General features: G+C 69.7%; 7 protein-coding genes and 1 pseudogene. 3 read left to right on the top strand and 5 right to left on the bottom strand.

Translation table 11 applies throughout. From position 1 onward, the window contains the following. Positions 1–3 precede the first annotated feature (3 nt). Together ASG72_RS17745 and ASG72_RS17740 are read right to left on the bottom strand one after the other, a co-directional pair. Positions 4–1,047, bottom strand: a complete 1,044-nt coding sequence (locus tag ASG72_RS17745) for an aldose epimerase family protein (RefSeq protein WP_056715266.1) — start codon at positions 1,045–1,047, stop codon at positions 4–6. Between the two features lie 155 nt (positions 1,048–1,202). After that, complete coding sequence (locus ASG72_RS17740; RefSeq protein ID WP_056715264.1) at positions 1,203–1,652, bottom strand: VOC family protein; 450 nt, start codon at positions 1,650–1,652, stop codon at positions 1,203–1,205. 98 nt (positions 1,653–1,750) lie between these two features. Between ASG72_RS17740 and ASG72_RS17735 the strand changes: the two genes are divergently transcribed. The 3 genes from ASG72_RS17735 (at position 1,751) to ASG72_RS17725 (ending at position 8,432) form a co-directional block, all read left to right on the top strand. After that, on the top strand, positions 1,751–3,181 hold the full coding sequence (locus ASG72_RS17735; protein ID WP_056715261.1) for a cation-efflux pump: 1,431 nt from the start codon (positions 1,751–1,753) through the stop codon (positions 3,179–3,181). Between the two features lie 101 nt (positions 3,182–3,282). Continuing rightward, complete coding sequence (gene pepN, locus ASG72_RS17730; protein WP_056715258.1) at positions 3,283–5,928, top strand: aminopeptidase N; 2,646 nt, start codon at positions 3,283–3,285, stop codon at positions 5,926–5,928. A gap of 245 nt (positions 5,929–6,173) precedes the next feature. Then, positions 6,174–8,432: an ATP-binding protein gene (locus tag ASG72_RS17725; RefSeq protein ID WP_244488862.1), complete on the top strand. Its 2,259-nt coding sequence runs from the start codon at positions 6,174–6,176 to the stop codon at positions 8,430–8,432. Between the two features lie 18 nt (positions 8,433–8,450). Here ASG72_RS17725 and ASG72_RS17720 read toward each other — a convergent pair whose 3' ends face one another. From ASG72_RS17720 to ASG72_RS17710, 3 genes and pseudogenes are all read right to left on the bottom strand, one after another. Beyond that, complete coding sequence (locus ASG72_RS17720) at positions 8,451–11,402, bottom strand: bifunctional [glutamine synthetase] adenylyltransferase/[glutamine synthetase]-adenylyl-L-tyrosine phosphorylase (RefSeq protein WP_056715252.1); 2,952 nt, start codon at positions 11,400–11,402, stop codon at positions 8,451–8,453. Positions 11,403–11,473: 71 nt separating this feature from the next. Beyond that, entirely contained in the window at positions 11,474–12,988 is a 1,515-nt protein-coding gene (locus tag ASG72_RS17715; RefSeq protein ID WP_082540452.1) for a HAMP domain-containing sensor histidine kinase, read from the bottom strand. Beyond that, a pseudogene (locus ASG72_RS17710) lies at positions 12,972–13,654 on the bottom strand (response regulator transcription factor); the annotation flags it as partial. The pseudogene ASG72_RS17710 and the gene ASG72_RS17715, both read right to left, overlap by 17 nt.

The following is a 13,654-nucleotide window of genomic DNA, read 5'->3' as shown; positions in this document are numbered from 1 at the left end:
ACTCTACTCCCCGAACCGATATTCGCTGACTTGCCGATAGAGCTCGCCCGGCCGCAGCACGGTGCCGGGCAGATGCGGCAGGTTCGGGGAATCGGGCGCGTGCTGCGGCTCCAGCGCGATGCCGGCGCTGGGGCCATAGGCAACGCCGTCATGGCCCGGAACGGTCAAGGCGAGCTTGTAGCCGTCATAGACCTGAAGCGCCGGCTCCGTGGTCCAGAGCTGCATGGCGAGCCCGGTCACGGTCGAGCGCAGCGTCGCCGCATGGGCGAGTTCCAGCCCGTTCGCCACCGAGGGCTCGCGCCTGTCCCGCCGCAGCATGTAATTATGGTCGTAGCGGAAGCGCGCGCCGTCGGGGCCGGCCTGGCGGATCGGCCTGGCGCGCCGGAAATCGAAGGGCGTGCCCGCGACGTGCAGGAGCGCGCCGTCGGGGATCGAATCCGCATCGACCGGAGTCATCAGATTGGCGCGGACCTCCAGAATATGGTCGAGCGCGTCGGGCGCGTCATCCAGCCGGAAATAGGAATGATGGGCCAGGTTGACGATGGTCGGCGCATCGGTGGTGGCGCTGAGCTCGAGGCGCAGCGTCGCCGCTCCGGTCAGGCTGTAGCGGCACCAGCAGCGCAGCGTGCCGGGATATCCGGCGTCTCCATCGGGCGAAACCAGAGCGAGCGTCGCGCTGGTCTCGTCGTGATGCACCAGGGTCCAGGGCCGCTTGCCGAAACCCTGGCCGCCGCCATGCAGGGAGTGCCGGCCGTCCTGGTTCAAGGGAAGCTGGTAGTCGCGCCCATCCAAGGTGAAGCGGCCATGGCCGATGCGGTTGGCGTAGCGCCCGGCGATCGCGCCCATATGCGGGGAATGGCCGGGGTAATCGGCGAGCTGCGGCAGGCCGAGGACCACGCGCTGCCGCCCGCCGCCGGGACGCGGTACGATCAGATCGCGCAGCACCGCGCCCCATTCCATGATCCTGGCCTCGGCTCCCGAAGGCGAGCGCAGGGTGACCTCGCGGATGGGCTGGCCAGCGATGGTGCCGAGGACTGAGCTGGTCACATGCGGATCTTTCGCTTGGGGTCGCGCCGGGCGGCGCAGGGCTGCCCGAGTCGCGGCGAGCCTACCCCCGCCGCCGCGAATTTCCCACAGCGGGCAGCCGAGCTGCGCGGGGGCGCAGCCGGCCGCGCTCGCCCGCGGCCGCCCCTTCCCGGCCGTTACCAGCTGCCGGTATTCGGCATGCTGCTCCAGGGTTCCGCCGGCGGCTTCGGATCGCCCTTCTGGAGCAGCTCGATCGAGATGTTGTCGGGGGAGCGGATGAAGGCCATGTTGCCGTCGCGGGGCGGCCGGTTGATCGTGACCCCGGCCTTCATCAGCCTGTCGCAGGTCTCGTAGATATCGTCGACCTCATAGGCGAGATGGCCGAAATTGCGGCCGCCCGTATAGGTCTCGGGATCCCAATTATAGGTCAGCTCCAGGGTCGGCCGGCCGCGCGAGCCCTGCGAGCGCACCGTCTCGACCTCGTCGGGCGCAGCGAGGAAGACCAGCGTGAAACGGCCCTTCTCGTTCTCGAGGCGGCGGGTCTCCACCAGCCCGAATTTGGTGACGTAGAAGTCGAGCGAGGCATCGAGATCGGTCACGCGGACCATGGTGTGGAGATAGCGCATCGGACGAGCCTTCGGGTTTCGGAGCGGGGCCGGGTTGATCTTGTCACTAGATCGGGCCAAACGAGGCGCATTCCAAGGGGCCGCATGCGGGACGGGCCATGAAGCAAACGCAAGGCGAGCCATCGCCCCGCCTCGACGCCGCCACCCTCTCCCGCATCAAGCAGCGCGCCGCGATCCTGTCGGTGATGGCGACGGTGCTGCTGACGCTGGCCAAGGGCGTCGCCGCCGTGATGTCGGGCTCGCTCGCGCTGCTCACCGACGCGCTGCAGGGGCTCGTCGACGTCGGCTCGACGCTGTTCACCTGGTTCGCCGTGCGCGCCGCCGACAAGCCGGCCGATGACGAGCATCATTACGGGCATGGCAAGGTCGAGGCGCTGGCGGCGCTGGTCGAGACCGCGATCCTGTTCACCCTGGCCGGGGCGATTCTCTGGGAGGCCGGCAGCCGGCTCTGGACCGGCGCGCTGAGTGCCGTCTCGGTGACGCCGGTGGTGATCGGCGTGCTGATCCTGTCGATGGTGGTCGATGCGGTGCGCTGGCGCTCGCTGCAGAAGGTCGCGCGGGAGACCGGCAGCGAGGCGCTGGCGGCGGAAGCGACGCATTTCTCCGCCGATTTCGTCGGCTCCGCCATGGTCTTGGCCGGGCTCGTCGCCTCCTGGTACGGTTTCGCCAGGGCCGATACGGTCGCGGCCTTCGCCATCGCCGCCTTCACCGCCTTCTCGGCCTTCAAGCTGGCGCGGCGGACCATCGACACGCTGCTCGACACCGCGCCCGAAGGGCTGAGCGAGCGCATCACCGAGGCTGCCGCCGCCGTCGGCGGGGTGGTGGCGGTGGACTGGCTGAGGCTGCGCCATGCCGGCGGGCGGGTCTATGGCGAGATCGGCATCCGCGTCTCGCGCACTTTGCCTCTGGACCGGGTCGTGGCGATCAAATCGGCGCTGCTCGCCGCGATCGCGCAGCAGGAGCCGCTGGCCGAGATCACGATCACCGCCAACCCGGTGCAGGTCGATGACGAGACGGCGCTGGAGCGCGTGTTGCTGATCGCGCTGAAGATGAAGATCCCCGTACATCACGTCACGGTGCACACGATCGGCGAACGGCTTTCGGTCAGCCTCGACATGGAGGTGGAGGCGGCGCTGGCGCTCGGCGAGGCGCATGAGCTGGCCTCGCGGCTGGAGGCGGCGATCCGCGCCGAATTCGGCGGCGAGACCGAGGTCGAGACGCATATCGAGCCGATGGCGATCGGCGCGCCCAGCGGCCACAACGCCGCCTGGGAGACGGTCGAGGACATCGGCAAGGCGCTGGCGGCGGAGGCGCTGCGGCTCGGCGGGCCGGTGCACGACATCCACAGCGTGCGCGTGCGCCAGACCGCCAACGGGCTGGTGGTCAATTATCATTGCCGGGCGGATGCCGCGCTCGACGTCGCGGCCGTCCATGCCGCCGTCGATGCGATCGAGCGCGCCGTCCGACTGTCGCGCCCGCAGGTCTGCCGGCTGGTCAGCCATGCCGAGCCGAGCCACCAGGCGGGCTGAAGCCTGGCCGGCGCTGCGGCGATGCCGCTTCCCCGCCCGGGCTTCCGGCGCGCGTCGGCCCGGTCTACACCCGTCTCTTCATCACAGCCTGCGGGACTTCCATGCGCGCCGACGACACTCCCCTGATCCGCCTCGAGGCCTATCGCCCCTCGGACTGGCTGATCGACACGGTCGATCTCGACATCCAGCTGGAGCCGCAGGCGACGCGGGTGCGGGCGCAGCTCGGGCTGCGGCCGAATCCGGCGGGGCGGCCGGGCGCTCCTCTCGTGCTGGACGGCGACGAGCTGGCGCTGGAGCGGTTGCTGCTGGACGGGCAGCCCGTCGCCGCGGATCTCTACGAGGCGACGTCCCAGGCGCTGACGCTGCACGCGCCGCCGCAGCGGGCCTTCACGCTGCTGGTCGAGACGGTGGTCGACCCCTCCGCCAACACCAAGCTGATGGGGCTCTACCGGTCCTCGAACGTCTATTGCACGCAATGCGAGGCCGATGGCTTCCCCCGCATCACCTATTTCCTCGACCGGCCCGATGTGATGTCGGTCTATACGGTGCGGCTGGAGGCGCGGAAGGCCGATGCGCCGGTGCTGCTGTCCAACGGCAATCTGGTGGCGACGGGCGAGGTCGCCAATTCCGACCGGCATTTCGCCGTCTGGCATGATCCTCATCCCAAGCCGGCCTATCTCTTCGCCCTCGTCGGCGGCGCGCTGGACCATCTGCGCGAGCGTTACGTCACGGCGGATGGGCGGGCGGTGGAGCTCGCGGTCTATGTCGAGCCGGGCAAGGCCGGCCGCGCCGGCTGGGCGATGGATTCGCTGATCCGCTGCATGCGCTGGGACGAGCGCGTCTTCGGCCGCAACTATGATCTCGACGTCTTCAACGTCGTCGCCGTGTCGGATTTCAACATGGGGGCGATGGAGAACAAGGGCCTCAACATCTTCAACGACAAATATGTGCTGGCCGATCCGCAGACCGCGACGGATGGCGACTATGCCAGCATCGAGTCGATCATCGCGCATGAGTATTTCCACAATTGGACCGGCAACCGCATCACCTGCCGCGACTGGTTCCAGCTCTGCCTGAAAGAGGGTCTGACGGTGTTCCGCGACCAGGAATTCACCGCGGATGAACGCTCGCGGCCGGTCAAGCGCATCGCCGATGTCAGGACCTTGCGGGCGACGCAGTTCTCGGAGGACGCCGGCCCGCTGGCGCATCCGGTGCGGCCGCGCGCCTATAAGGAAATCAACAACTTCTACACGCCGACGGTCTATGAGAAGGGCGCGGAGCTGATCCGCATGCTGAAGACCCTGATCGGCGCGGAGGCCTTCGCGGCGGGCATGGAGCTGTATTTCGCGCGCTGCGACGGGACGGCGGCGACGGTGGAGGATTTCCTCGCCTGCTTCGCCGAGAGCGCCGGCCGCGACCTCACCCATTTCGCGCAATGGTACGAGCAGGCGGGAACGCCCACCATCGTCGCGTCGGGCCGCTACGACGCGGCGGCGCGCAGCTATACGCTCGACCTCGCCCAGACCACCCCGCCCACGCCGGGGCAGCCGGACAAGGCACCGATGCTGCTGCCGGTGGCGCTGGGCCTGGTCGGCAGCCAGGGCGATTTGCCGCTGCGGACGCAATCCGAGGCCTATGCCGGCGACGGGCTCGTCATCCTCGACAGGACATCGGCGACGGTGACCTTCACCGGGCTGGACGAGGCGCCGATCCCGTCGCTTCTGCGCGGCTTTTCCGCGCCGGCGCGGCTGGAGCTGGATCTGGCGGATGCGGAGCTGCTGCGGCTGTTCACCGCCGACAGCGATTCCTTCAACCGCTGGCAGGCTCTGCAGAGCGTGGCGATGCGGGCGCTGGTGGCGGCGGGCCGTCCGGGCGCGGAGACCTCGGCGCTGACGGCGCGCGCGCAGGACATCGCGGAGGCGCTCGCGCTGTTCCTGGGCCGGCACGGCACCGGCGACCCGGCCTTCGCGGCGCAGGTGCTGCGACTGCCCGCCCCGGCCGATGTCGCCCGCGAGATCGGCCGCGACGTGCATCCCGACCTGATCTTCTCGGCGCATCGCCAGCTCGCCGCGATCATCGGCCGGCAGATCGGCCGGACGCTGACGTCGCTGCGCGAGGCGTTGACCAGGCCGGGGCCGTTCTCTCCCGATGCCGCCTCCGCCGGGCGGCGGGCGCTGCGCAACGAGGCGCTCGGCCTGATCGCGCTGGCGGAACCGGCGCAGGGCGCGGCGCTGGTGCAGGCCCAATTCGCGGAGGCCGATAATCTGACCGACCGCCTCGCGGCGCTGGCGGCGATGACGCTGATCCCGGGCGAGGCGCGCGAAGAGCTGATCGGGCGGTTCGCGGCGCTCTATGCCGAGGAGCCGCTCGTCCTCGACAAATGGCTGATGGCGCAAGCGCTGATCGCCGAGCCGGGGACGCTCGACCGGGTCAAGGCGCTGATGGCGCATCGCGCTTTCGCGCTCGGCAATCCCAACCGCGTGCGGGCGCTGATCGGCGGTTTCGCGGCCAATCTCACCCAGTTCAACCGCATCGACGGCGCGGGCTATCACTTCATCGCGGATATGGTGATCGCGCTCGATCGCACCAACCCGCAGGTGGCCTCGCGGCTGCTCGGTTCGTTCAAGAGCTGGCGCATGCTGGAGCCGGTGCGCAAGGGGCTGGCGGAGGCTGCGCTCGCCCGCGTCGCGCAGACGCCGGGGCTGTCGCGGGACGTCTCGGACATCGCCGAACGGGCGCTCGCCTGAAAGGTTAACGCGCACCTGTCCGAAAGATTAACGGATCATTACGCGCACAGGATTCATCCGAATCGGCACTACAACCCAAAGGCGAATTCTGCAGTGCTGATTCAACTCAAGGCTAGACAAACCGCCTCGCGAGGATTCAACTGAAAGTGATTCGAGGGGATGCGGCACGTCTCCCGATCTTGCTGACGGTAACGGTTTTCCGAAGGGGGACGGGCATGACGCGTGCGAACGCGAGCTGCGCGCCTATGCGCGCACGCACGATTCTGGGGGTAGCACGTTCGGTGCGCAACCCGCTGCACAGCCGCTTCGAAGCCCTGGAGCCCAGCGTCCGCGCCCTCCTCCCCGCTGTCGTCGTGGCCTTCATCCTGACGCTGTGCCTCGGCGCGCTGGTCCAGAACACGGCGATGCGCGACGACGCGCTGGAGACCGCGACGCGCGACATCGACGTCCTCTCCGCGCTGATCGCCGCGGAGCTCGATGCCGCCAGCCGGGTCGAGAAGAGCGCGGAGATCGCGCTGGCCGCCCTCGCCGCCCGCTACATCTCGAAACAGGGGCGGATCGTGCATGTCAGCGCCGCCGATGGCCATATCGTCGCCAGCGAGCCGGTGATCGGCCGCACCCAGCGCACACTGGTCGACATTCTGGGACCGACGCAGCCCCTGACCGTGTTCGGCGAGCGTGCCGGCGTGATGCGCATCACCCCGCCCGGCGGCCCCGACATGCTGGCCTCGGTGCGCAATCTCGCCGCCCCGCTCGGCCAGGTCGCGGTGATGCAGCCGGTCTCGCGGGCGCTGGGCGTCTGGCATGAGCGCCGGCGCGGCCTGGCGGTGCTGTTCGGCGCAGCCGGGCTCGCCCTGGGCGCGACCACCATCGCCTTCATGCTGCAGGCGCGCCGCGCCCGCGCCGCCGACGAGGATTGCGACCGGGTGCGCGAGCGCATCGACACCGCGCTGAACCGCGGCCATTGCGGGCTGTGGGACTGGGACCTGGCGCGCGGCCAGATCTACTGGTCGGATTCCATGTATGCGATGCTGGGCTATGACCGCGCCGGCGACTTCATGTCCTTCGGCGAGGTCTCGGCCTTCATCCATCCCGACGACGCCGATTTCTACGCGCTGGCCGATGCGATCAGCCGTGGCGAGGCCGACCATCTCGACCAGGAATTCCGGGTGCGCGACGCCGCCGGCGAATGGGTCTGGCTCAAGGCGCGGGCCGAGCTGGTCACCGACCGGCGCACGCGCTCGCAGCATCTCGTCGGCATCGCCGTCGACATCTCGGAGCAGCGCCGCATGGCCGAACGCACGGCGACCGCCGATGCGAGGCTGCGCGACGCGGTCGAGGCGATCTCCGAGGCCTTCGTGCTCTGGGATTCCGAGCAGCGCCTGGTGCTCTGCAACGCAAAGTACCAGCAATTGCACCAGCTGCCGCCGGAACTGCTGCAGGCGGGGATCAGCCATGACGAGGTGATGGCGCTGAGCGCGCAGCCGAGCATGGACCGCGAGCCCAGGCTGATGACCGGTGCCTGCGGCTCCTACGAGGCCCGGCTGTCGGATGGCCGCTGGCTGCAGATCAACGGCCGGCGCACCAAGGATGGCGGCTCGGTGTCGGTCGGCACCGACATCACCAAGCTCAAGCAGCAGGAAGAGCGGCTGACCCAGTCCGAGCACCAGCTGCTGCTGCACGTCACCGATCTCAAGGCGTCGCGGCAGAAGCTCGAGGCGCAGGCCCAGCAGCTCGCCGACCTGGCCGAGCGCTATCTCGAGCAGAAGGCGGCGGCGGTCAGCGCCAACCGCGCCAAATCGGAATTCCTGGCCAATATGAGCCATGAGCTGCGCACCCCGCTGAACGCCATCATCGGCTTCTCGGAAATCATGGAGAACGGCCTGTTCGGCAGCCTGGGCTGCGACAAGTATCTCGATTACGTCCGCGACATCCGCTCCAGCGGCGGCTATCTCCTGGGCGTCATCAACGACATCCTCGACATGTCGCGCATCGAATCCGGGCGGATGCGGCTGGAGAAATCCGAGGTCGCGATCGGGCTGGTGGTCGACGAGGCGATGCGCAAGATCTCCGACGAGAGCGACCGCAAGCAGCTGACGCTGACCATGGAAGGCCCTCGCGACGTCGCCATTCACGCCGATCCCCATGCGCTGTACCAGATCCTCGGCAACCTCCTGGACAACGCCGTCAAATTCACCCCCGAAGGCGGCAGCGTCGCGCTGCGGGTCCGCCAGGTGCCGGGCGCGCTCAACATCTTCGTCGAGGATACGGGAATCGGCATCCCCAAGGACAAGATCGACCGGATCGGCCGCCCCTTCGAGCAGGTCGAGGGCGATCTGACCCGCAGCTACAAGGGCTCGGGTCTCGGCCTCGCCATCGCCCGCTCGCTGGTGGAGCTGCATGGCGGCTCGCTCAGGCTGCGCTCGGCGATCGGCGCCGGCACGATCGTGATGGTGCATCTGCCGCTCGGCCTGCCGACGAGCAAGCTCGCCCAGGCGGCGTGAGACAGCGGCGACGGCCGTCTAGCCCTTCCGGGCCGCACCCAATATCGCCAGGAAGCGCGCGCGCACGCCCTGGCGCAGCTCGTCGAGCTCCGCCTTCAGCACCTTGGCGTCAGGTCGGCCGACGGCCGTGGCGATGCGGCTGAGCACGCGGGGCGGGACGGCACCGGCCTCGGCCCCCTCCTCCACGGTGAAGCGCTGCCAGAGCTGGACCGCGCCGACCAGCGCATAGGCCTCGTCGAGGAAGCCGGCATCGCCCGGGCTGAGCAGCCCCGCCGCTTCCGCGGCCCGAAACACCGCCCCCGTCTCGGGAACCAGCAGCTCGGGATGACGGGCCGCATGAGCGAGAACCAGGAACTGCGCGAGGAAATCGAGATCGGTGAGGCCGCCGGCCGCGAGCTTCAAATCCCAGGGGTCGCCCTCGCCCTTCTCCCGCGCGATCAGGCTGCGCATCTCGAGCACGGCGGCGGCGACCGTCGCCGCCTTGCGCTCGCGGCGCAGGATCGCGGCGATGCTCCGCCGGGCACGCTCGGCCAGCGCTCCGTCGCCGAGGATGACGCGGGCGCGGGTCAGCGCCATCTCCTCCCAGATCTCCGCCTCGCCCTGGTGATAGGCCTCGAAACCGGCGAACTGGGTCGCGACCGGGCTCTTATTGCCGGAAGGGCGCAGGCGCATATCGACCTGGTAGAGCGTTCCGCGCCGCGTCGGCACCGTCAGCGCCGCGACGAGGCGCTGGGTGAAGCGGATATGCCAGGTCACCGGGTCGAGCGGCCTTCGCCCGTCGCTGGGCTCGGCCTCGCCCGGCCTGTCATAGAGCAGGATGAGATCGAGATCGGAGGACGGGGTCAATTCGCCGGCACCGAGCCGCCCGAGCCCCAGCACCACCGTCTGCCCGCCGGCGACGCTGCCATGCTCGGCGGCGAAGGCGGCGCGCGTATCCTCATAGGCGACGCGCAGGCACGCCTCCGCCACGGCGCAATAGGCCTCGCCGGCCCGGTGCGCATCATAGACCCCGGAGAGCAGCCGGGCCCCGACCAGGAAATTCTCCTGCCGGGCGGCGTCGCGCAGCCGGTCGAGCCCGTCCTCGACGCTGGGCGGCGGCGTGCCGACGAAGGCGCGGATGCGCCTGGCCTTGGCCTCGACATCCAGCGTCGCCGAGGTGAAGGCGGGGTCGATGATGCCGTCGAGCACATGGGGATGCATCGCGGCGACGCGGGCCAGACGCGGGGCGCTGCCCAGGATATCGGCGAAAATCGTCAGCAGCCGGTCATGCGAGCGCAGCAAGGTCAGCAATTCGACGGCGGCCGGCATCCTGACGAAGGCGTTGTCGAGATGGGCGAGCGCGCCATCGGGATCGAGCGTCCGGCCGAGCGCCACCAGCAGCGCCGGCGTCAGCTCGGTGAGCACCTCGCGCGCGCGGGCGCTGGTCACGGCGGCGCGGCGGCCGAAATGCCAGCCGCGCACCGTCTCGGCGGCCGTCCTGGGATCGCGGAAGCCGAGCTTGCGCAGCGTCTCCAGCGTCTCCGGATCGAGATCCTGGCCGGTGAAGCTCAGCGTACCGGCCTCGGCGGCGAGGCTCGGCCCCTCCTCGAACAACAGGGCGTAATGGCCCTCGACCTTGCGGGCACAGGCGGTGAGCGCCTTGCCGAAGGCCGCCGCCGAAGCATAGCCGCAGAAGCGGGCGAAGGCCTCGAGGTCGGCCGCGGCTTTCGGCAGGGTCTGCGTCTGCTCGTCATGGCGCATCTGCAGGCGGTGCTCGATGGTCCGCAGCCAGCGATAGCAGGCGGCCAGCTCGTCGCGGGCCTTGGGCGTGATCCAGCCCTCCTCCGTCAGCTCCGCCAGCATGTCCAAGGTACGCGGCCCGCGCAAAGCCGGCCGGCGGCCGCCAAAGACGAGCTGCTGGGTCTGCACGAAGAATTCGATCTCGCGGATGCCGCCGCGGCCGAGCTTCACATTATGGCCCGCCACCGCGATGGTCTCGTGGCCCTTCACGGTCTGGATCTGGCGCTTCATCGCGTGGATATCGGCGATGGTCGCGAAATCGAAGTATTTGCGCCAGATGAAGGGGGCGAGATCGCGCAGGAATTGCTGGCCGAGCGCGATGTCGCCGGCGATGGGGCGCGCCTTGATCATGGCGGCGCGCTCCCAATTCTGCCCGACGGTCTCGTAATAGGCATAGGCGCTGGGCAGCGGCACGGCGACATGGGTCGAGGCCGGGTCGGGCCGCAGGCGCAGATCGACGCGGAAGACATAGCCGTCGGGGGTGCGCTCCTGGATGATCCGCGCCATCACCTGCGTCAGCTTGACGAAGAAGGTCGTGGGCTCGGCGACGCCCGCGGCCTCCGCCGCCTCCGGATCGAAGAAGACGACGATGTCGATATCCGAGGAGTAGTTGAGCTCGCCGGCACCGTGCTTGCCGAGCGCCAGCACGACCAGGCCTGTGCCCGCACCGGGCTTTACCGGCTCCGCCAGCCGGATCCGGCCGAGATCCGCCTGCTGGCGCAGCGCATGCTCCGCCGCCAGGCGCACCGCCGCATCCGCCGTAGCGGTCAGGGCCTGCGTCACGGCCTCGACGGTCCAGACGCCGCCGATATCGGCGAGCGCGACGAGCAGCGCCATCGCCTGACGGAAGCGGCGCAGCAGCCGCATCAGCCCCGGCGTATCGGCGCTGCCGGCCTCGGTCTCCAGCGCCGCCAGCAGGGCGTCGCGCCTGTCCTCCGGCACCTCGATCAGCGTCGCGAGCAGGAGATCGGGATTTTGCCGCATGATCTGCGTCAGGAAGGGCGAATGCGCCAGCACCCCCGCGACCAGCGCGAGGGACGAAGGCTGTTCGGCGAGATGCGCCTGCAGCGCGGCGGCGAGCTCCTCGTCGCGCAGGCGCTCGATCAGCTCGCGTGCGACCAGGGCCGCGGCCTTGGCCCGCGCCGGCAGGACCGGCGCCTGCTTCAGCCTTTCGAAGAGCCGCCCCTGCATGATGCCGCCACCTCTCGCCCTGCCCTGCCCCCCGCGGCCCGGCCGGATCGATCGGATGCGCCGGCGGGCCTCTAGGGTGGGGCGAGCCGAGCAGGCTCCGCCGGCGGTGTCGAGGGGATGGCGGTGCCCGGCGCCGGTGTGTCCACAGCTGCTTGCGCGGCGGAAGCGGCGGCGGGCAGGGTCATGACCACGCGCAGCCCGGGCGCATTATCCTCCAGCCGGAGCTGGCCGCCATGCAGCTTCACCACGGCGACCGCCAGCGACAGGCCGAGGCCGAAGCCCGGCTTGCTGCGGCTCCGGTCCAGCCTGACGAAGCGCTCCAGCACCCTCGAGCGATCGGCCTCCGGAATGCCGGGGCCGTGATCGGCGACGGAGAGTTCGATCATCGGCCCGCTCGGCGCGGCTTCGATCAGGATCTCCGGGGCGGCAGCGCCGCTCTCGCCGTATTTCAGCGCGTTGTCGATGAGATTGGCCAGCGCCTGGCCGAGCAGCTCGCGATGGCCGGCGATACGCAGCCCCGGCGCGATCCGGGTCCGCAGCGCCAACCCGGCCTCCTCCGCCAGGGGTTCGTAGAGTTCGGCCATCCCCGCGACGATCTCCGAGAGATCGAGATCGTTCATGCTGTCGGTGATGCGCCCGGCCTCCAGCCGCGCGATCATCAGCAGGGCGTTGAAGACGCGGATCAGATTATCCGCCTCGTCGATCGCGCCATCCAGCGCCGCGCGCAGCTCGTCGGCCGTGGAAGCGGTGCGCAGCGCCTCTTCCGCCCGGTTGCGCAGGCGCGTCAGCGGCGTCTTCAGATCATGGGCGATATTGTCGGAAACCTGCTGCATCCCGGCCATCAGCTCGCCGATCCGGTCGAGCATGGCGTTGAGGTTGTCGGCCAGCCGGTCGAGCTCGTCGCCGGTGCCGGCGATGGCTAGGCGTCCCTGCAGATCCCCGGCCATGATGCTCTGGGCGGTCTCCGTCATGCCGTCGATGCGCTTGAGGACGCGGCGGGCGACGAACCAGCTGGCGAAACAGCCGAGCACGACGACCAGCAGCATCGACCAGCCGGCGGCGCGCCGGATCACGGCGCCGAGCCGCTCGCGTTCCTCGAGATCGCGCCCGACGAGCAGCCTGAACCCGGCTGGCAGGATGAAGACGCGCACCAGCGCCCGGCTCGGCGTCTCGACGCCGTCGCTGGTGCGGGCATATTCGATCTCGCGCTCGCCCGGCCGGTCGAGCGCGCCGGGCGGCAGCGCCTCGACATTGCCGGCGATCCGCTCGCCGATCGGCGAGGCGACGAGGTAGAGCGAGGCGCCGGGCCCGCGCGAGCGCCGCTCGATGACGTTGATCAGGCGGCGCATGCCGCCGAGCCGCTGCTGCTCGGCGAGGCCCTGGATCTCGGCATCGATGGTGAAGCGGATCTGGTCGTCGAGCAGGCGGCGGGCGTTCCAGGCGACATAGCCGAGCACGAAGCCGGCGAAGAGCGCGAAGACGACGAGATAGACCGCCGTCAGCTTGAAGGCGGTCGTACGGAACAGGTTGGGCAGCAGATGCTGGCGCCGGCTACGCCCTGCGACGGGATCAGCGGCTGGCGTCACGGACCATGTACCCCGCGCCGCGAATGGTGTGGATCATCGGATGCTCGAAACCCTTGTCGACCTTGGCGCGCAGGCGGCTGACATGGACGTCGATGACGTTGGTCTGCGGGTCGAAATGATAATCCCAGACATTCTCGAGCAGCATGGTGCGCGTCACCACCTGCCCGGCATGCTTCATCAGATATTCCAGCAGGCGAAACTCGCGCGGCTGTAGCAGCACCTCTTCGGCGCCGCGCGTGACGCGATGGGCCAGCCTGTCGAGCACGAGATCGCCGACGCGATAGGTGGTGGGCTCCGAAGCCGGGGCCGCACGGCGGCGCGACAGCACCTCGACGCGGGCGAGCAGCTCGGAGAAGGCATAGGGCTTGGGCAGGTAGTCGTCGCCGCCGGCGCGCAGCCCCTTCACCCGGTCGTCGACCTGCGCCAGCGCGGAGAGGATCAGCGCCGGGGTCGTGTCGTTCTGTTCGCGCAGCGACCTGATCAGCGAGAGACCGTCCAGCCGCGGCAGCATGCGATCGATCACCAGCACGTCATAACCGCCGCCCTCCGCCATGGCGTAGCCTTCCAGCCCGTCGGCCGCGTGATCGGCGACATGGCCGGCCTCGCGAAAGGCCTTGGTCAGATAGGCCGCAGCCTCGGCGTCATCTTCAACGATCAGGAGTCGCA

Source organism: Allobosea sp. Leaf344 (assembly GCF_001426225.1).
In the GTDB taxonomy this organism is placed as follows: Bacteria; Pseudomonadota; Alphaproteobacteria; order Rhizobiales; family Beijerinckiaceae; genus Allobosea.
This window is presented reverse-complemented; position numbering and strand designations above follow the sequence as displayed.